Below are 17,636 nucleotides of genomic sequence, written 5' to 3' on the forward strand. Positions count from 1 at the left end.
GGGCCGCGTAAGCGCAAAGCGTGCAGCGGTTTTCCGACAAGATCATGCTCAAACAAAAAGCCTAACGCGTCGCCAGCACCACGGCGGCGAGCGTGAAGATCAGCGCCGCGATCTGGCCCGCCCCGAGCGGCTCGCCCAGGGCGATCGCCGAGGCGACGACGCCGATCACCGGCACCGCCATGGTGCCGATCGCGGCGACGGAGGCCGGCAGGCGGGCGAGCGCGGCGAACCAGGCGACATAGGCGATGCAGAACTGCCCGACGACCGAATAGACCAGGAGGGCCCAGCCGACCGGCGTCACGTTGGACAGGTGCGTGGTCTCCAGGGCGAGGCCGGCGAGCACGACAGGCAGGCAGCCGAGGCCGATCTGCCAGGCCGCCGCCGTGATCGGCGGCAGCTGGATCGGATACTTCTTCAGCAGCACCGTGCCGAGCGCGAAGCCGGCGGCGCCGATCAGCGCCATGATGATGCCGGGGAGTTTCGCCTCGCTGGCGGCAAAGCCGTTGCCGCCCATGATCGAGGCAAGGCCGGCAAAGGCCATCATCAGCGCGATGCTGCGCAAGACCGTCGGCCGCTCGCCGAGCACGGGCCAGGCGATCAGCGAGGCCCAGACCGGCATGGTGTAGGCGATCAGCGCCGTCTCGCTCGCCGGCAGCCAGAGCAGCGCGAGCCCCATCAGGGTCATCCAGCCGGCGACGTTGAGCAGGCCCGCGAGCAGCAGCCGCGGCCAGATTGCCCGCGCCACCGTCAGACTGTCGCCGCGCACCAGGGCGAGCAGCGCCAGCAGCACCGCCCCGAGCACGCCGGTGCCGCCCCGCAAGGTCAGCGGCGGCAGCTCGGCGAGCAGGAATTTCGTCGCCGGCCAGTTGAAGCCCCAGCCGACCGAGGTGATGGCGAGGAACATCAGGCCGGCCGGGGCGATGCGTGGCCGCAGCACCGGGCGAGTCGAATCAAGCATGTGGGCAGTCCGGCAAATCGAGGCCAGCTTGGCGCGGATTCGCGAGGGCGACCACCACCTCGGCGGACATGCCTGCCCTCACCTTCCGTAAGGCTACGTGAGTCCTGCTGACGCAATCCCGTTGCCCAAAAATATACCTGCCCTGTGAACAGCGGGATGAAGGGCGCAGATCGTCATCGCATGCAAATTTTTTCGGTTGGGAATCCCTGAGGACTCACTGATACTTGCTCCACAACAGGCGCGGGCTTGCCCCCTGTTATCCCCCGCTTTCCACCATATTTAGTATTTGATTCAGGAACTCGCACTAGTTCTTGACGGGCGCAGCGGAGAGTCCTAGCTTTCGGTCCGTTCGGCGCGAGTGAGTTTGCGTCCCGCCGGCACTCCCCCAAAGGGTCTCGCAAATCTCAACTCCGCCAGCCGGCCAAGGGCTGCGGGATGAGGGCTTGTCTGCCCTCGGATAGCGGACTTTTCGGGCGCCAGAACGGGCCGGCAACAGGCTCGCATGGCAAATGGTTGAAGTGACGTTGTGGGGCGTTGAACGCAGGTCGGGCCCATCCCTCTGGGGCGGAGGGGTCTGGACATGCCGGCGGATGATCGGTGCGCGCATCGAAGAGTCGCGTCGGGAAAAAACAGGGCCGGATCCACCGGCTGAACTGCGGTGCCTTGCGGCCGAACGGCCTTCAGGGAAACGCGAAGCGAAATGTCGACCCGGGCGCCTGAACGGAGGCGGTCTGGTCAAAGATAAGGACGGGGCAAGACGATGCGGATTGAGCGGCGCCACACCACTTCAGGACAGTCACCTTACGCCGGGATCGATTTCCGGCTGACCACGTCGGAGATTCGCAATCCCGACGGCTCGGTCGTGTTCAAGCTCGACAATGTCGAGGTGCCGACCGAATGGTCGCAGGTCGCCTCTGACGTGCTCGCCCAGAAATATTTCCGCAAAGCGGGCGTCGCCGCGCGCCTGAAGAAGGTCGAGGAGGAATCCGTCCCCTCGTTCCTGTGGCGCTCCGTGCCCGACACTGAGGCGCTGGCCGCTCTCCCCGAGAAAGAGCGCTATGTCAGCGAGCTCAGCGCCAAGCAGGTGTTCGATCGCCTCGCCGGCTGCTGGACCTATTGGGGCTGGAAGGGCGGCTACTTCACCTCGGACGAAGACGCGAAGGCCTTCTATGACGAGCTCCGCTACATGCTCGCCATGCAGATGGTCGCGCCGAACTCGCCGCAATGGTTCAACACCGGCCTGCACTGGGCCTATGGCATCGACGGCCCCGGCCAGGGTCACTATTACGTCGACCCCTTCACCGGCAAGCTGACCAAGTCCAAGTCGGCCTACGAGCATCCGCAGCCGCACGCCTGCTTCATCCAGGGCGTCGGTGACGACCTCGTCAACGAGGGCGGCATCATGGATCTCTGGGTCCGCGAGGCACGCCTGTTCAAATACGGCTCCGGCACCGGCTCCAACTTCTCGCGCCTGCGCGGCGAAGGCGAAAAGCTCTCCGGCGGCGGCCGCTCGAGCGGCCTGATGAGCTTCCTCAAGATCGGCGACCGTGCCGCCGGCGCGATCAAGTCGGGCGGCACCACGCGCCGCGCGGCCAAGATGGTCGTCGTCGACGTCGATCACCCCGACATCGAGACCTATATCGACTGGAAGGTGAAGGAGGAGCAGAAGGTTGCCGCCCTCGTCACCGGCTCCAAGATCAACCAGAAGCACCTCAAGGCGGTGCTGAAGGCCTGCGTCAACTGCGAAGGCTCGGGCGACGATTGCTTCGACCCCGAGAAGAACCCTGCCCTGCGCCGCGAGATCAAGCTCGCGCGCCGCAGCCTCGTGCCTGACAATTACATCAAGCGCGTCATCCAGTTCGCCAAGCAGGGCTACAAGGACATCCAGTTCGACACCTACGACACCGACTGGGATTCGGAAGCCTATCTCACGGTTTCGGGGCAGAACTCCAACAACTCGGTCTCGCTGAAGGACGACTTCCTCCGCGCTGTCGAGACCGACGGCGACTGGAACCTGAACGCCCGCACCTCGAAGAAGGTGACGAAGACGCTGAAGGCGCGCGACCTCTGGGAGAAGATCGGCTACGCCGCCTGGGCGTCGGCCGACCCGGGCCTGCACTTCAACACCACGATGAACGACTGGCACACCTGCAAGGCGTCCGGCGACATCCGCGCGTCCAATCCGTGCTCGGAATACATGTTCCTGGACGACACGGCGTGCAACCTCGCCTCCGCCAACCTGCTGACGTTCTACAACACCGAGACCAAGCAGTTCGACGTGAAGGGCTACGAGCACCTCTGCCAGCTCTGGACCATCGTGCTCGAAATCTCCGTCATGATGGCGCAGTTCCCGTCGAAGGCGATCGCCGAGCTCTCCTACGAGTTCCGCACGCTCGGCCTCGGCTACGCCAATATCGGCGGCCTCTTGATGACCATGGGCCTGTCCTATGACTCCAAGGAAGGCCGCGCGCTCTGCGGCGCGCTGACCGCGGTCATGACCGGCATCACCTACAAGACCTCGGCCGAGATCGCCGCAGAGCTCGGCACCTTCCCCGGCTACAAGAAGAACGCCGCGCACATGCTGCGCGTCATCCGCAACCACCGCCGCGCCGCGCATGGCGAGCCTGGCGGCTACGAGGCCCTCTCCGTCAACCCGGTGCCGCTCGACCACGCCTCGTGCCCGCAGGCAGACCTGGTCGCGCACGCCAAGGCGGCCTGGGATGCGGCGCTTCAGCTCGGCGAGCAGCACGGCTACCGCAACGCCCAGACCACGGTGATCGCGCCCACGGGCACGATCGGCCTCGTCATGGATTGCGACACCACCGGCATCGAGCCCGACTTCGCCCTGGTGAAGTTCAAGAAGCTCGCCGGCGGCGGCTACTTCAAGATCATCAACCGTGCGGTGCCCTCCGCGCTGCGCGCGCTCGGCTATCGCGAGAGCGAGATCGCGGAGATCGAGGCCTACGCCGTCGGCCACGGCTCGCTCTCCAACGCGCCGGGCATCAACGCCTCGACCCTGAAGGCAAAAGGCTTCACCGATGAAGCCATCGCCAAGGTCGAGAAGGCCCTGCCGACCGCGTTCGACATCAAGTTCGCCTTCAACAAGTGGACGTTTGGCGAGGATTTTATTCGCGACCAGCTCGGCATTGGCGCTGAAGCCATTGCCGCGCCGGGCTTCGACCTCCTCCAGGCGGTCGGATTTACAAAACGCGAGATCGAGGCGGCCAACGTCCACATCTGCGGCGCGATGACGGTGGAGGGTGCTCCGCACCTCAAGGCCGAGCACTATCCGGTGTTCGACTGCGCCAATCCCTGCGGCAAGATCGGCAAGCGCTATCTGTCGGTCGAGAGCCACATCCGCATGATGGCGGCGGCGCAGCCCTTCATCTCGGGTGCGATCTCCAAGACCATCAACATGCCGAACGACGCCACGGTGGAGGACTGCAAGTCGGCCTACATGCTGTCGTGGAAATTGGCGCTGAAGGCCAACGCGCTCTATCGCGACGGCTCCAAGCTGTCCCAGCCGCTCAACTCGCAGCTCATCAGCGATGATGAGGACGAGGACGATGCGGTCGAGCAGCTCTATGAGAAGCCGCTTGCGGCGCGTGCCGCCCAGGTCTCGGAGAAGATCGTCGAGAAGCTGGTCGAGCGCATCATCGTGATGCGCGAGCGCGAGAAGATGCCGGATCGCCGCAAGGGCTACACCCAGAAGGCGGTCGTCGGCGGCCACAAGGTCTACTTGCGCACCGGCGAGTATGACGACGGCCGTCTCGGCGAGATCTTCATCGACATGCACAAGGAAGGCGCAGCGCTCCGCTCCTTCATCAACAACTTCGCCATCGCGGTATCGCTGGGCCTCCAGTACGGCGTGCCGCTGGACGAATATGTCGACGCCTTCACCTTCACCCGCTTCGAGCCGGCGGGCCCCGTGCAGGGCAATGACAGCATCAAGTACGCGACCTCGATCCTCGACTACGTCTTCCGGGAGCTCGCGGTGAGCTACCTCTCGCGCTTCGACCTCGCCCACGTCGATCCCAACGAGACGGGCTTTGACGCGCTCGGCAAGGGCGTCGAGGAAGGCAAGGAGCCGGACGAGGACGGCGGCCACCACGCGACCAAGCTGGTCTCGCGCGGCCTCACCCGCTCCCGCACCGACAACCTCGTCGTGATGCGCGGCGGCTCGACCGCGGTCGCCCAGGGCAACGACAGCGCGCCGACCGGCGGCAGCAAGGTCACCGCCCTCGCCTCCCACGGCACCTCGGCCCGCGCCGGCGATGCCATCGAAGGCGCCGTCGCCCTGAAGCAGGAGGCGGCCCACGACCTCTCCCCCACGGAGAAGCTCGAGCAGCTCCAGTGGAGCAAGGCCGGCAGCGCTCAAACGCTGGTGCCAACCAAGGCCGAGCGCCGCGCCGAAGCCAAGGCCAAGGGCTACGAAGGCGAGATGTGCTCAGAGTGCGGCAACTTCACGCTGGTGCGGAATGGCACGTGTATGAAGTGCGATACTTGCGGAAGCACGACGGGGTGTTCGTGAGAATCACCCTACTAGATTGATGACATCAACAAGAGTCCGCACTCTGCAAGTGCGGGCTTTTTGACAGGGGCACTCGGTTCTCTATCTGCTCGACCTCAAATGTGTAGAGCAAGCACCGAACGGCACCTACGCCTACAAACTTTCCCCGCGTGGAATCGCGTTGCTGAAAGCTCTCAGCTCCTAGGATGGCAGCCCGTAGGATGGGTTGAGCACAGCGAAACCCATCAACCGCAGCCAATACGATGATGGGTTTCGCAAGGGCTCTACCCATCCTACGCGTTTGGCTCGATCTCATTTTCGGGAATCAAATCCCGAATCTCCGCAAGCGCCTCCAGCGCAATCTCGCAAGCTCTGTCGATGAACTCCTCGCCCCGCGGAGTTGCGTTGATCAGGCTTCTCATCTCCGATTGATACTGGTGCTTCGCGAGATTGAGCCGGTTCAGCGCGGACGACACGACATGATCGGTGACTGCCGGAGATTGCGCGATCTCGCCTAGCGCCGAGCGATCATGCAAATGGATCGCGGCAAGATCGAAGGCGTCGCGCGCCGTGTATGTCGATGCGCGATAGACCAGTTTCTTGGTCGCGATTTCCGCGGACCGCTCCGCCGCAACGGAACGCTCGCCAACTCGCAGTTCATACGTCGGATTGGCGGTGTAGGACGGAGCGTTCAGGAAATCGATCTCACCCAGGTCGCGCAGGATGAGCTTCAGGTACTTGCCTGGCCATTGCCAGGTATCACAAAGCGACTTCGTCACCGGGTTCATGTTCGGCGCGAGGTTCTTCAAGGCCGTGCTTGAATCCAGGAAAATATCGACGTCGTAGCTGATCCGATGACCCAGTATCTGCGCCAGGGCAGTGCCGCCGCCGAACGTCCACGGTCCGGAGCCGCCCTCCAGACTATCGAGGGCGATCAGCGCCTTCTGCAGGAGATCTTCCCACCTCGAAGGAAGCCATCTCCCTGACCCATCTTTCATTCTCGGACTCCGTGACTTGCCAGGCGTCGATTGCCCTCAATAACTGATCGAACGTCACGACCTGATCAATGACGAGATTGTGGATGACGGATACATCGACCTCGTCGAACAACGCCTGCACGTACACGCGCCATTTTCGCTCGGAAATCTCGCCCTTCAGACATGCCAGCAGAGTCCCTTCGTCGATGCTGGCAGGCATCGGCGTGTTGATCGTCGTCACGGCTGACGTCAGGTTCTCGAACGCATCTTTCGACATCCTCGCAATATGGTGCCATTTGGAGAAACCCTCAACCGGCGCCTTTGCTTCATCATTAACCTGGGGTCACGGAATGACCCCATAGGTCATTGAGACTATTCACTTTTTAACGATTCACTAGCCACCGAGATCCATGCCGAGAAAACGCAAACGCCTCCTCCCTCGCCTTCGCAGCGTCCGGCGGGGCGCCCGGTGGGCGCGGAAGACGTTCGCGCGAGCACCGCGGACACTCCGGATAGCAAGCGTCGCGACAATCCTGCTTGCGGCCATAGCCCTCCTCAACACCGCCTACCACGTCCTTCGCAAACCAACCGAACTCTTCGTCGTCATCGGCACCTCGCTCGACAAGGAGCCGGCCGAGACTTGGCGCCAATACGCCCCCCTCTTCCGTACCTACGCCACCGCAACAATCCCGCCCGAATTGCTGGCCGCGCTGGCGCAGGTCGAGAGTTCGGGCAATCCGGTGGCGCGGACCTATTGGCGCTGGCGATGGAGTTTCAATCCGCTGGCGATCTACCGGCCGGCCTCCAGCGCCGTCGGGCTCTTCCAGATGACCGATCCGGCCTTTGCAGAAGCTGCGCGGTTCTGCGTCCGTGGCAATGCGGTCACCGACATCGGCTGCGGCTTCACCAGCTTCTACATCCGCGCGATCCCAAGCCACGCCATCGAGCTGGCTTCGGTGTATCTGGATCGCCAGGTGGCCATGGTCCTCACGCTTGCGGGCGATGTGAAGGCGAGCGCGCAGCAGAAGCAGGATCTGACCGCCTTCATCCATCTCTGCGGCGCAGGTCCCGCCACAGCCTACGCGCGCCGCAAGTTCCAGATGCTGGCCGGCGAGCGCTGCGGCGATCATCTCGTCGCGGGCTATGTCGCCCGGGTCAACGCGATGAAGCGGCAGTTTCTGCGGCTTGCGGCGGACGACGGCGATTAGCTCGCAGGATGGTTGAGCGACGCGTCCGCCGTGGATTACAGTGGGATTACAGTGACAGTGCAGTTAACTCTGCACCATTTTGAATTGAATGCACTGTCACGTAACTCTGTTGTGTCCGTCAGTACTTGGACTTCAATACCCTGACTTTGTGCTCGAGCCGGTGGTTTGACCTGGAGCGTAATTCGACGCGCCGGGGCCGGTCCTCTTCGAGGCCTTCGAGGCCTTTTGCATCTTATGTCCAGGAGCGTAGCCGGAAGCGCCCGGCTGGCCTTTCTTGGAACCTGTTTGCTGCATCTCCTGACCTGGCGCCTTGCTCGATACGCCCTGAGCAAACACGGCCGGTGCTGTAGCCATGACAACAGCAGCAGAGAGCGCGATGATCGTTGTTTTCATGATGTCACTCCTCCCGAAAGCTCCTCAACGCAACGAATGGACCCAACGCCTGTTCCTCTGAATGAATGCGCATGAGTGTGGGATCTCCCACCAGCGAGCGCCGGCAAGGGTGAGCCAACGGTTGGCCCGCAGGATGAGGCATGGAGCGACGCATCTACCGTAGCTCGGCGAGCAGCGCTTGATGTAGCGGAACTTATTCGACCTCCATTGCTTTGAAATGTACTGCCTCCGTTACGGGTGGGCAGTGAGAGTTAGTGCTGATGGCGTCAGGCGCGAGCTTTTAGCTCGTTAGGATGGGCAGAGCCCGTAGGATGGGCGGAGCGAAGCGATACCCATCGTTATCGCTCTGCGAAAAGACGGGTTTCGCAACAGATCAACCCATCCTACGCGCTGCCGGTCCCCGGCAAAATCTCACCACACGGCCGCCATGCAAGCGACAACCCACAATCGCGATTTCAGCGCAAACGCGGCGGAGGCTTGCGGCTTCAGCGATATTCAGGAGCCATCTGCAATGTTGAGTGCGGTGGAACATAAGCCAACGGGAAAATCGGGCCGGCGCGGCGGGAAGAAGAAGGCCGGGCAACGGACCGGGGCCGGCGAGCAACACGCAGGTGCAGCCCATCAAGTGCCGGATGCCTCGGCGGAGATCAGCCAAAAGACCGAGCCAGAGAACAGGCAAGCGACCGAGCAAGAGACGAGCCGGGAGATCAGTACGCAGGTACCCTCGGCTGCAGCCTTGCCGGGCAAGGCTGCCGGGATGGAGATCGCCGCAAGCGCGCCCGTCGCATCGGTGGAAACCTTCCAGGCTGGCACGCAGGCGATTGCCGATGCCTATAGCGACTACACCAGGACGTCGCTTGAGCACGCCTGGACCTTCCTGGGAAAGCTCGCGGCGGCGCGCTCACCCGTCGAGGCCTTCGAGCTTCAGATGGAGTACGCGAAACAGGTGTGCGACTCGTTTGTCGCCGAATCCCAGAAGATCGCCGAGTTGCATGAACAACTGACCAGACAAAGGGTCATGCATCTTGAGGGGTTCGTGGCCAGGCTCACCCAGACAACGCTCGAAATCCGCACGACACGTCACTAACGACAGATCCCGAGCCATGCCATCGAGCTGGCATCGGTGAAACGGCAGTTTCTGCAGCTGGCGGCGAACGACGACAATTGAGGAGCGTAGCCCGGATGGAGCGAAGCGCAATCCGGGACCAGCGCAGTTTGAGGCAAGACCCCGGATTTCGCTTCGCTGCGTCCGGGCTACAGGCAGCGCCTCCGCTCCGCTCCCGAACCCGCCATAATTTTTCCTTTGCACGCGCGTTGTGTCGGGCAGCGGCGAGACCTATCCTTTCCTTGATCGGACTGCCTCCCATTGACGCCCGACCGGATGGAGAGCGCATCGGTGCCTAAGACGAACGACCCCAAACCTGATACCGCAAAGCCTGATACCCCTGATCATTCCAAGCCTGATGCCGCCAAGCCGGACGAGGCGCGCGCCGACGGCGGGCTGGCGCGGGCCTACGACCGGATCAAGAGCGCGGGGGAAGACCTTGCGCGGCTGGACCGGCTGGTTTCCGGAATGGAACGCGACAGCGAAGGCCAGCGGGCGTCCCACGCAAGCGCCGGTGTCAAGGCAGCCGGGACTTCCGCAAACAAGGCCCCGACGCCGGATGCCGGTGTTTCGAATGCCGGGGTTCGCGATCAAGGCTTGAAGGGAGATCGGACCATGCTGCGCGCTTTGGTGGGCCTCGTGCTGGTGATCGGCCTGCTCGGCGCCGCCTTCGCTTCGCAATATCGCGATGAGGCCAAGTCAATCAGCAAGTCGATCATGGCGCGATGGGCGCCGCCGGCCGCGAGCCAGCCCCCGCAAGCGTCCGCGGTGGAAGGCCCAGCGCCGCCGCCGGCCGTGCAGCTGGCTGCTGCGGATCAGCCGGCTCCGGTGCCCGCGCCGCAGGTCACCAAGGAAACGGACAGCGCTCCAGGAACCGGCGCCACAGCACCCGACCAATCATCGTCTGATCTTGCGCAATCGCTCAAGGCCATCACCAGCGAGCTTGCGAGCATCAATGGCAAGCTCGAGCAACTGAAAAGCCGCAACGAGCAGACCCTGCGCGAGCAGGCCGACACCATTCAACAGCTCAAGGCGGCGCAGGAGAAGGATGCGGCGGACAATGCGCGCCTCGCCGCGCAGGTCCAGGCGCTGCAAACGCAACTGACTGCTTCATCCGCATCTGCAGCCGCTAAACCCGTCGTGCGCAGTGCGAACAACGAAGCTGCGCCAGCTCGGTCTCACGTCCCGGCGGCCGCACCCCGGCGGCCCAGGCCGCCGCCGCGAGGACCCTGGATGCCCCCGCCCTATATGGGCGACCCTTACGACGATTGGTGAGTCCGCGGGGCGGATGGGGCGAAAACCGCGGACTGGAGGGCAAACCCCATTGAACATTCACAAACGATCGTCATGTCCGGGCTTGTCCCGGGCATCCACGTTCTTCGTGCACGTGGCAAGGCGTGGATGGCCGGGACATAGGCGAGCGGAAGCGACGCCGTCCTTCGGACGGCTATGCCCGGCCATGACGCTGTGGAGACTGTCAGCGTCCCCAGCGCTCACCTCATATGGATTGCCCTGCCGCGGACCGGGACTCGCAAACGGCTTGTTTCCCGGCTGTGGGTGATGCGGTTTGAAGCCCAGCTCGCAGGATGGGCGAGCGCGAGAGCTCAACCCATCCTGCGAACGAAGCTCTACGCCCGCCTCACCGTATCTCGTTCATCGACACCTTGGCGGCGATCCCGCTCAGCTCCGGCTCTTGCGGCTCGAGCACCTCAACGGAAGATGGGCCGACCGAGCCTTCCACCATTCTGCGCTTGACCTCTTCGCATGTCTTGCGGACGTCTTCGGTGAACAGCGCGCATTCTTCGATGCGCTTGAAGATCTTCCGTCCCTCTTCACGATACCCCGCCGCCGTTTCGCGCATGAAGGCAATCGCATCATGGACCTGGGCTGTCAGCGCCTCGCATTTTTGCGCGGCGTCGATCAACTCGGCGCCCATGGCCTCGATCTCTTTTGCAGCGGACTCATAGTCGCGAATGACCGCCTCAGCGCTGAGCGCGCCGACGCGTGTCACGCCCGCGGTGTGCTCGACGTAATCAGGCAGAGCAATGGAAGCGATAGAGCTTCCGGAGCGGACCGACGCAATGTCCGCCTCAAGTTGGACCAGGTTCACTCCGTCCCGTCTGTGCAATTGTTCAACACTTGCCATTGATTGATCCTCCCAATACGCCCCGGACCCCCAACAGCATTGGGTTTATTACGGGCAAAAATGCCATTCTAGCCCCGATCTGCCCTTGACAGTCTTGGGTTTGCCATTTTTCCCCGATCTCTGACGCCGCATGCAGCGATGGTCGACCTGCAAGCGCTCAACTTCTGGGAAGATCGTCAATTTGGCGCGAACGCGACCTGTCCGCCGGGACGTGCGCAGGGTGGGTTAGCCCTCAGATGCACGAAGCGCATCTGCTCGGCGTAACCCACCTCTTTCGTTTTCCCATTGATAGGCCCGTGGTGGGTTACGCCTTCGGCTAACCCACCCTACAAGCTCGTCAGTTCGGCGTCCGTCGACGGCCGATCAGCACATGCCCGGAATGTGGTCGCTATTCACCACCAGTACGGCCACCGCCAGCCCTCATAGAGGACATAGGAGGGCACCGGCGGCGGGGCGTAGGGATCGACCCGGTCGTCCTCGGGGCGATAACGATATCGCGGAACAATATTGTAGTCCCACGGCGTCGGCCTGAGCACGGGCGCCGTGACGATGAGCCTCTGCTGCGGTTCACGAACGACTTGCGCCTTCCGCGTCCGGGCTTCGGCACCTGACGTCCCAAGGCTGCACAGCACCAGGGCCGTTCCGAGCGCGCACGCGACGGTCATTATTTTCATGCGTTGGACTCCTTCGTTGGAAGAGTGCTCAAGGACGCAAAGCAACGCAAGCCCAATTCGCGCTCGGCTTGCTCGAATGACCGATGTTGGCTGTGGCGCACTTTAGCCGCCGCCCGCACCAAAGCACACTGGTGACATCACCTCAGCGAGTCGTTCAGTCAATTCCCAGCAACGCAGCCAGCCGTTCGCGAACCTCGGTGCGCAGCATGTCCGGCGCCCGTCCGGCAAGCGTGATCGGTCGTTTCTCCCAGGAGATGCTCCGAGGTTGGTCTGCGAGCACGACGCCGCGGACGCTCGCACCTTCAGGCAGCGCAGCCTCGAACGGATAGCCGCGCACACGACTGGTGATTGGACAGATCACGCAAAGGCCGGCGACTGCATTGTAGCTGCGCGGCGACACGACCATGACCGGTCGTCGCCGGCCGCTTTGTTCGTGGCCGACCGTGGGGTCCAGATCGATCCAGATGACGTCCCCGGCGTCCGGACAATAGTCACCAGACTTCGTTGCCAACAGCCGGTCCCCAATCGATCTCGTCATGACGGTTGGCCGGCGTGATCCCGGCAACCAGATCGTCGAGCGCATAACGGCGTTTGCGCCGCTGCGTCCGCGCGATCTCGATGACCAGCTTGCCGTCGCTCACGGTCATCTCCGCGGCTCTTCCGTCACGGGCACCGATTTCATCGGCGAACGCCTTCGGCACGCGCAGCGCGAGGCTGTTTCCCCACTTCCATCCTCGACCTCCGATCGAAGTAGATACAATGTAGACACATCCTCGACGTTAATCAGGGGAAGGTATCGCTCAGCTGCTGGCCCCCTCCCACCATGCGCCCCTACTCCCGCGCGCGGCGTACCGCCTCCTCCAGCTTCATCCTTTGCTTGTCCCACCGAGCCTGCTCCGCCTCCGCCCGTTCATCGATCGCCGTCCGCTCGGTTTCGATCTCCTCCGCCCGCGCCTCGTGCGCGCGCCTCGCCTTGTCCAGCGCCGCCTGCGCGCTCGCGACCGCTCTGTCGCGGCGCGCGCGCTCCTTGGCGCGTGCGGCCTCGTCTTTCCGCCGCTCGGCTTCGCGCCGCCGCTCTTCCTTCTCGAACGCCGCCGCGGCCTTGCGGGCCTGTTGATCGTCGGTCTTGCGGGGTGGTTTCTTTGCGGTCTTGGCTGGACGCTTCTTGGACTTACGTTTCGGCCTGGCTTCGCCATCGGCGAGATCGGTCGGCAGCCCGGCGCTTTCGGTGAACGGGCCGTCCGAGCCCACGGGACGCCGGAGCACGACGCCGGGGCTGGCCATGGTCGCAGCGACGATGTCGGGGTCGTCGGTCTCCTTGGCAGCGCCTTGATGGAACAGATTGGAGCTGGCGCCCCAGGCCTCCAGCGCCGCCTTCATCGAGGGCGCGGCGACCGCCTGGTCGTAGAAGCCGAGCGAGGTCTGGTAGGTCTTCAGTTTTCTTTGCAGTTTCTTTGGCATCTCGCCCCGCGGCCACGCGACGCGCAAGCTCTCCCCGTCGCACCGGCGCCACCCTGCCAATGTGCCCCTGTTTTGCCCGACGAGTCAAACTCTTTTCGGTATCGCCGAAGTCAACCCGGAGCGAACGTAGCCCGGATGGAGCGAAGCGCAATCCGGGAATCGCGCGGCGAGGACCTGTCCCGGACTACGCTTCGCTCCGTCCAGGCTACGCAAAATTTTCGGTATCGCAGAATTTTGAAATCCCTAGGGATTTTTACTGTGCATGGGGTTGTTTTCGTCGTTTTGCTTTGACGCAACGCGACTACGCCGCGTCGACATCCTCAGGCGCCGGCCCTGCCACCAGCCCGTCGAGGCTGACCATCAGCAGATCGGCGACGTGCAGGAGCTGGTAGAGCGGAATGTCCGCCTCGCCCAGCTCGGCCAGCGACACGAAGCCGGGCGCGACGCCGATGCGCTCGGCGAGCTGGGCTTCGGTGTAGCCGCGCATCTCGCGCGCAGCTCTGACCCGCGCGCCGATCGCCTGCCGGTGCCGGGACTGCTCGTCCGCGGTCATCATGACGGCCTGCTCGTCCGCGCTCGCATAGCCGTCAGTGAACGCGCTGCCGATCAGTCTCCCTTTGCGCCAGGCGACCTTGCAGGCCTTGCGCAGCCCGCTCTGGAAGATCAGCGTGAACTGCTCGGCGACCCAGAGCGACGAGTTCAGTTGCAGGCGAGCGCCGGTACCTGAGACATCGCGGATCGTGCAGGGCACGCTGATGATGCTGCCGGTGCCGTTGTCGAACTCGACAATCCCGGTCCGCAACGTGTGATGCCTGACGGCGGCGCGGTGTTCGCTCATGAGCTGGGCGCTCCTCCTGCGGCGACGTCGCCCGGCGTATCCGGCGCGTCCCCGAAAACTTCAGGCACAGCTTCGCAGACTTCTCCTTAACGCCGCCACCGGTTCAGCCGCGACCGGACGCCATGGTAAAGGATTTGCTGCCGCGCTCGACCTACGTCCCGAGCAACGCGTCATAACCCTGCGCGCTGAACGCCAGCAGACAGAACCCATGCCCGAACGGATCGGCCAGCATGGCGATCCGCCCATAGGGTGCATCGCTTGCGGGGACCTCCAGGATCGCGCCGGCGCGCAGCGCGCGTTCGACAGCGGCATCGACATCGTCGACGACGACGTCGATATGCAGCGGCGTCCAGTGCCGCTCGTAGCGGCGGCGGTCGCCGCCGGCGCCCACCGTGCCGGCCCGCTTGGTGAGCAGATACACCGGCGCGGGCCAGCCCAGCAGCTCGACGAAATCGGCGCCGAAGCGGCGGCCGACGGTCAGGCCGAAGGCGGCGGTGTAGAAGGTGGTGGCGGCTTCGACGTCGGGGACGTCGATGTTGAGGAGGAAGCTCATGATGGGCCCTCGTCGGTACTCCGAACCCAAGCCGCTCTAGCGCAACGCCTCGCCGATGGCCATCAGGCGGAGTGGCGCAGCGGCGACGAATTGCAATGCGGCTCAACGAAGTTACACTCCCCTCACCCGCCGCGCGCCAGGGAGCCATTGCATGCCCGAACTTCGTTTCGACGATGGTGTCGCCTATGAGCAGATGATGGGGGTCTGGAGCCGGCTGGCCGGCGACGTGTTTCTCGACTGGCTGAAGCCCGGGCTGGGCCTGCGCTGGATCGACGTCGGCTGTGGCAACGGTGCCTTCACCGAGCTGATCCTGTCGCGCTGCGCCCCTGCCGAGGTGCAGGGCATCGATCCGTCCGAGGGGCAGCTCGCCTTTGCACGAACGCGGCCGGGGGCACGCGGCGCGCATTTCCAGCAGGGCGATGCGATGGCGCTGCCGTTCGCGTCGGACAGCTTCGATGCCGCGGTGATGGCCCTGGTCCTCGTCTTCGTGCCCGACCCGGCGAAGGGGATTGCAGAACTGGTGCGGGTGGCGAGGCCGGGCGGTCTGGTCGCAACCTACATGTGGGACATGCTGGATGGCGGTTTTCCACTCGATCCAATCCTTGCCGAGATGAACGCGATGGGATTGTCGCCGACACGCCCGCCCCGCATGGAAGCCTCGCGCCTCGATGCGTTGAACGCGTTCTGGACGACAGCGGGGCTGGCGCAGATCGAAACCCGCGAGATCCGCGTCGAACGGACATTTCGCGATTTCGAAGAGTTTTGGCTGGTGGAGACGAAAGCCCCCTCCATCGCTCCGGTGATGGCAGCGATGCCGCCCGGCGAGATCGCCACCTTGCGGCAGCGCGTGCAGGCACGCCTGCCCGCCGGCGCGGATGGCCGCCTCACCTATGGCGCCCGGGCCCACGCGATCAAGGGGCTTGCCTAGAACGGCAAATCGACATGTCTCTCGGAATGGTCTGCGAAGATGAAATTGACGTGCATCAAGGGATTGACGCGGCGCCCTTAGGAAGAGATGGAGGACCGGCCCGCTGCCGTGCGGCGGGCGACAACGCGAGCCACGCAATTTCCCGGAAGGATCGTCATGAACGGCAATCGCTATTACGGCGTCCGCGTCGAGGGCGCGAAATACGGCGTGGGCTTCGGCTCGGCGCTCGCCATCGCGATCTCCTACACCAACAACCATTCGATCCTGTGGGCGATCATCCACGGCATCCTGGGCTGGCTCTACGTCATCTTCGTCGCGCTGTTCCGCTGATGGCTCACCGGCCGCGCCCGTAGCTCCGCCTCACGGGATCTCGTACACCGAAACCTTGTCCGCGATGCCGCTCAGCGCGACGCTGCGGCGGGTCGGGTTGAGGCCGCCGGCGTCCAGCAACGTCCGCGTCTCCGCGTTGTCGACGACCGCCTCCGTCACCATGATCGCGCGCGAGGCCGCGAGGCCTTGGACGCGGGAGGCGATGTTCACGGTCTGGCCGAAATAGTCCTGCTGGCCGTTGAGGGTGACGGCAAGGCACGAGCCCTCGTGGATGCCCATCTTGAGCAGGAGGCCCTGGTGCTGGCGCTGGGCGCCGAGCTCGCTCATGGCTTCGCGCATGCGCATCGCGGCGGCAATGGCGCGGTCGGGCGTCTCGAAGGTCGCCATCACGGCATCGCCGATGGTCTTGACCACGGCGCCCTGCTCGGAGGCGATGATCTCCTGGAGCAGGCGGAAATGCTCGTTGACGAGATCGAAGGCGACGAGATCGCCGACATGCTCGTAAAGCCCGGTGGAGTCCTTCAGATCCGAGAACAGGAAGGTCAGACTGAGGATCTTGAGGCGCTGGCCGATCGCGAGCGTGTCGGTGCGATAGAGATCGCGAAAGGTCTGGTTGGTGAGGAGGCGCTTTGCGGTGAGGCTCGGCTTGCGCCGCGTCAGGAGGTCATCGAGCCGCTGGCTCATCACCCACACCGCCGGCAGCACGCGGCCATCGGTGCGGTTCTCCAGCGCAAGCCGCAGCGCCCCCGGGCGCAGGCTCACGGCGTCGACGGGGACCTCGGTCTTGTTGAAGATCAGCGATACGGTCTGGCGCTCGGCCGTCTCCTCGCCCTTCACCTCGATGTACTGCGCCGTGTGGGTCACGGGATCGAACACGATCAGCATCCCCGGCTGCACCTGCAGGGACAGGATGGCGCGCTCGCCCGGCGGCAGGTCGACGGCTTCCAGCGTCAGCTCGCGGATCAGGCCGTCGAGATCGGGCGGAAGCTCGATCGCCGAGCTCCAGAACACCTGGCGGTAATATTCGGCAAGAGGCAGCTCGTCGGCGTTATGCGCGGCGATCCTGCGCACGCGCGGGCTGACCGCGAAGGTCACCTCGACCAGATTGTCGAGCGTCGTCTCATAGCCGGCGGCGCAGAAGGCGCAGTGATATTGCGGGCTGTTGACGGTCTTCAGGCTCTTGTTGGCCGAGAGCACGCCGGCGCAGCTCGGGCACATCACGCTCCAGCTCATCTCGAGGATGCCGAGCCCGACCGCATGCAGCAGCCCCGCGATCACCTGCTCCTCGCCGAGGCCGGAAGCCCTCGCCAGATGCAGCGCGTTGATCTTGCACAGCGCATGGTCAGGCCCCTCCCGCACCAAGCGTTCAAGCATGTCGACGACGGGCGCGTCGGCCGACTGGCGCAGGACACCGAACAGGGTCTCGATCTCGCTCATGCCGTGATCTTACATGGAAGGGGGTGAAGCGGAAATCCGCGTGCCTTTTAGCTAAGCCTTGTGAGGCGAAGCGCAAGCCGTAGCACTCAATTGCTGCGTCACGGTGATGCGAGTTCGC

The 17,636-nt window shown here is 64.1% G+C and carries 18 protein-coding genes; 6 read left to right on the plus strand and 12 right to left on the minus strand.

The annotated features are described in order from the left end of the window. Window positions 1–61: 61 nt before the first annotated feature. Window positions 62–958: a DMT family transporter gene (locus tag GPL20_RS35060; RefSeq protein WP_157336718.1), complete on the minus strand. Its 897-nt coding sequence runs from the start codon at window positions 956–958 to the stop codon at window positions 62–64. A 760-nt stretch (window positions 959–1,718) separates the two neighbouring features. Here GPL20_RS35060 and GPL20_RS35065 point away from each other — a divergent pair. Next, window positions 1,719–5,489 (plus strand): vitamin B12-dependent ribonucleotide reductase, encoded by a 3,771-nt coding sequence (locus tag GPL20_RS35065; protein ID WP_157336720.1) that lies wholly within the window; start codon window positions 1,719–1,721, stop codon window positions 5,487–5,489. A gap of 272 nt (window positions 5,490–5,761) precedes the next feature. On the opposite strand, the gene GPL20_RS35070 is transcribed toward GPL20_RS35065, so the two are convergent. Further along, a complete protein-coding gene (locus tag GPL20_RS35070; protein ID WP_157336722.1) occupies window positions 5,762–6,466 on the minus strand; it encodes a nucleotidyl transferase AbiEii/AbiGii toxin family protein in 705 nt (234 codons plus the stop codon). Beyond that, window positions 6,390–6,722 (minus strand): hypothetical protein, encoded by a 333-nt coding sequence (locus GPL20_RS35075; protein ID WP_157336724.1) that lies wholly within the window; start codon window positions 6,720–6,722, stop codon window positions 6,390–6,392. Before GPL20_RS35075 ends, GPL20_RS35070 begins: the two co-directional genes overlap by 77 nt. Before the next feature lie 133 nt (window positions 6,723–6,855). On the opposite strand from GPL20_RS35075, the gene GPL20_RS35080 reads away from it, so the two are divergent. Continuing rightward, window positions 6,856–7,653 (plus strand): transglycosylase SLT domain-containing protein, encoded by a 798-nt coding sequence (locus tag GPL20_RS35080; protein WP_157336726.1) that lies wholly within the window; start codon window positions 6,856–6,858, stop codon window positions 7,651–7,653. A 132-nt stretch (window positions 7,654–7,785) separates the two neighbouring features. Here GPL20_RS35080 and GPL20_RS35085 read toward each other — a convergent pair whose 3' ends face one another. Next, complete coding sequence (locus GPL20_RS35085) at window positions 7,786–8,046, minus strand: hypothetical protein (protein ID WP_157336728.1); 261 nt, start codon at window positions 8,044–8,046, stop codon at window positions 7,786–7,788. Window positions 8,047–8,473: 427 nt separating this feature from the next. On the opposite strand from GPL20_RS35085, the gene GPL20_RS35090 reads away from it, so the two are divergent. Further along, complete coding sequence (locus GPL20_RS35090; protein WP_246251199.1) at window positions 8,474–9,133, plus strand: phasin family protein; 660 nt, start codon at window positions 8,474–8,476, stop codon at window positions 9,131–9,133. A gap of 294 nt (window positions 9,134–9,427) precedes the next feature. Beyond that, window positions 9,428–10,426: a hypothetical protein gene (locus GPL20_RS35095; protein ID WP_157336755.1), complete on the plus strand. Its 999-nt coding sequence runs from the start codon at window positions 9,428–9,430 to the stop codon at window positions 10,424–10,426. Window positions 10,427–10,790: 364 nt separating this feature from the next. Here the strand turns inward: GPL20_RS35095 and GPL20_RS35100 are convergent, their stop codons facing one another. The 7 genes from GPL20_RS35100 to GPL20_RS35130 all read right to left on the minus strand — a co-directional run bounded on the left by GPL20_RS35100 (window position 10,791) and on the right by GPL20_RS35130 (window position 14,823). Then, a complete protein-coding gene (locus GPL20_RS35100; RefSeq protein ID WP_157336730.1) occupies window positions 10,791–11,297 on the minus strand; it encodes a hypothetical protein in 507 nt (168 codons plus the stop codon). 392 nt (window positions 11,298–11,689) lie between these two features. Then, window positions 11,690–11,971 carry a hypothetical protein gene (locus tag GPL20_RS35105; RefSeq protein WP_157336732.1) on the minus strand — a complete coding sequence of 94 codons (282 nt, stop codon included), beginning with the start codon at window positions 11,969–11,971 and terminating at the stop codon, window positions 11,690–11,692. 154 nt (window positions 11,972–12,125) lie between these two features. Then, window positions 12,126–12,482: a type II toxin-antitoxin system PemK/MazF family toxin gene (locus tag GPL20_RS35110; RefSeq protein ID WP_205751227.1), complete on the minus strand. Its 357-nt coding sequence runs from the start codon at window positions 12,480–12,482 to the stop codon at window positions 12,126–12,128. Next, window positions 12,463–12,732, minus strand: a complete 270-nt coding sequence (locus GPL20_RS35115; protein ID WP_347340051.1) for an AbrB/MazE/SpoVT family DNA-binding domain-containing protein — start codon at window positions 12,730–12,732, stop codon at window positions 12,463–12,465. Before GPL20_RS35115 ends, GPL20_RS35110 begins: the two co-directional genes overlap by 20 nt. Window positions 12,733–12,802: 70 nt before the next feature. Beyond that, complete coding sequence (locus GPL20_RS35120) at window positions 12,803–13,432, minus strand: cell envelope biogenesis protein TolA (RefSeq protein ID WP_157336736.1); 630 nt, start codon at window positions 13,430–13,432, stop codon at window positions 12,803–12,805. Window positions 13,433–13,733: 301 nt separating this feature from the next. After that, window positions 13,734–14,270: a helix-turn-helix domain-containing protein gene (locus GPL20_RS35125; protein ID WP_157336737.1), complete on the minus strand. Its 537-nt coding sequence runs from the start codon at window positions 14,268–14,270 to the stop codon at window positions 13,734–13,736. A gap of 151 nt (window positions 14,271–14,421) precedes the next feature. After that, the gene (locus GPL20_RS35130; RefSeq protein WP_157336739.1) at window positions 14,422–14,823 is read right to left on the minus strand and encodes a VOC family protein; all 402 of its coding nucleotides are present in this window, start codon (window positions 14,821–14,823) and stop codon (window positions 14,422–14,424) included. Window positions 14,824–14,974: 151 nt separating this feature from the next. Between GPL20_RS35130 and GPL20_RS35135 the strand changes: the two genes are divergently transcribed. Next, a complete protein-coding gene (locus tag GPL20_RS35135) occupies window positions 14,975–15,751 on the plus strand; it encodes a class I SAM-dependent methyltransferase (protein ID WP_157336741.1) in 777 nt (258 codons plus the stop codon). 156 nt (window positions 15,752–15,907) lie between these two features. Then, window positions 15,908–16,081 (plus strand): hypothetical protein, encoded by a 174-nt coding sequence (locus GPL20_RS39100; RefSeq protein WP_018644642.1) that lies wholly within the window; start codon window positions 15,908–15,910, stop codon window positions 16,079–16,081. Window positions 16,082–16,111: 30 nt separating this feature from the next. Here the strand turns inward: GPL20_RS39100 and GPL20_RS35140 are convergent, their stop codons facing one another. Beyond that, window positions 16,112–17,518, minus strand: a complete 1,407-nt coding sequence (locus GPL20_RS35140) for an adenylate/guanylate cyclase domain-containing protein (protein ID WP_157336743.1) — start codon at window positions 17,516–17,518, stop codon at window positions 16,112–16,114. Between the last annotated feature and the right edge of the window lie 118 nt (window positions 17,519–17,636).

The organism is Bradyrhizobium cajani, from assembly GCF_009759665.1.
GTDB classification, from domain to species: Bacteria; Pseudomonadota; Alphaproteobacteria; order Rhizobiales; family Xanthobacteraceae; genus Bradyrhizobium; species Bradyrhizobium cajani.

Coding starts and splice junctions, on each gene's coding strand:
- GPL20_RS35060 (WP_157336718.1), bottom strand. CDS start 958: ATGCTTGATTCGACTCGCCCGGTGCTGCGGCCACGCATCGCCCCGGCC.
- GPL20_RS35065 (WP_157336720.1), top strand. CDS start 1,719: ATGCGGATTGAGCGGCGCCACACCACTTCAGGACAGTCACCTTACGCC.
- GPL20_RS35070 (WP_157336722.1), bottom strand. CDS start 6,466: ATGAAAGATGGGTCAGGGAGATGGCTTCCTTCGAGGTGGGAAGATCTC.
- GPL20_RS35075 (WP_157336724.1), bottom strand. CDS start 6,722: ATGTCGAAAGATGCGTTCGAGAACCTGACGTCAGCCGTGACGACGATC.
- GPL20_RS35080 (WP_157336726.1), top strand. CDS start 6,856: ATGCCGAGAAAACGCAAACGCCTCCTCCCTCGCCTTCGCAGCGTCCGG.
- GPL20_RS35085 (WP_157336728.1), bottom strand. CDS start 8,046: ATGAAAACAACGATCATCGCGCTCTCTGCTGCTGTTGTCATGGCTACA.
- GPL20_RS35090 (WP_246251199.1), top strand. CDS start 8,474: ATGCAAGCGACAACCCACAATCGCGATTTCAGCGCAAACGCGGCGGAG.
- GPL20_RS35095 (WP_157336755.1), top strand. CDS start 9,428: ATGGAGAGCGCATCGGTGCCTAAGACGAACGACCCCAAACCTGATACC.
- GPL20_RS35100 (WP_157336730.1), bottom strand. CDS start 11,297: ATGGCAAGTGTTGAACAATTGCACAGACGGGACGGAGTGAACCTGGTC.
- GPL20_RS35105 (WP_157336732.1), bottom strand. CDS start 11,971: ATGAAAATAATGACCGTCGCGTGCGCGCTCGGAACGGCCCTGGTGCTG.
- GPL20_RS35120 (WP_157336736.1), bottom strand. CDS start 13,432: ATGCCAAAGAAACTGCAAAGAAAACTGAAGACCTACCAGACCTCGCTC.
- GPL20_RS35125 (WP_157336737.1), bottom strand. CDS start 14,270: ATGAGCGAACACCGCGCCGCCGTCAGGCATCACACGTTGCGGACCGGG.
- GPL20_RS35130 (WP_157336739.1), bottom strand. CDS start 14,823: ATGAGCTTCCTCCTCAACATCGACGTCCCCGACGTCGAAGCCGCCACC.
- GPL20_RS35135 (WP_157336741.1), top strand. CDS start 14,975: ATGCCCGAACTTCGTTTCGACGATGGTGTCGCCTATGAGCAGATGATG.
- GPL20_RS39100 (WP_018644642.1), top strand. CDS start 15,908: ATGAACGGCAATCGCTATTACGGCGTCCGCGTCGAGGGCGCGAAATAC.
- GPL20_RS35140 (WP_157336743.1), bottom strand. CDS start 17,518: ATGAGCGAGATCGAGACCCTGTTCGGTGTCCTGCGCCAGTCGGCCGAC.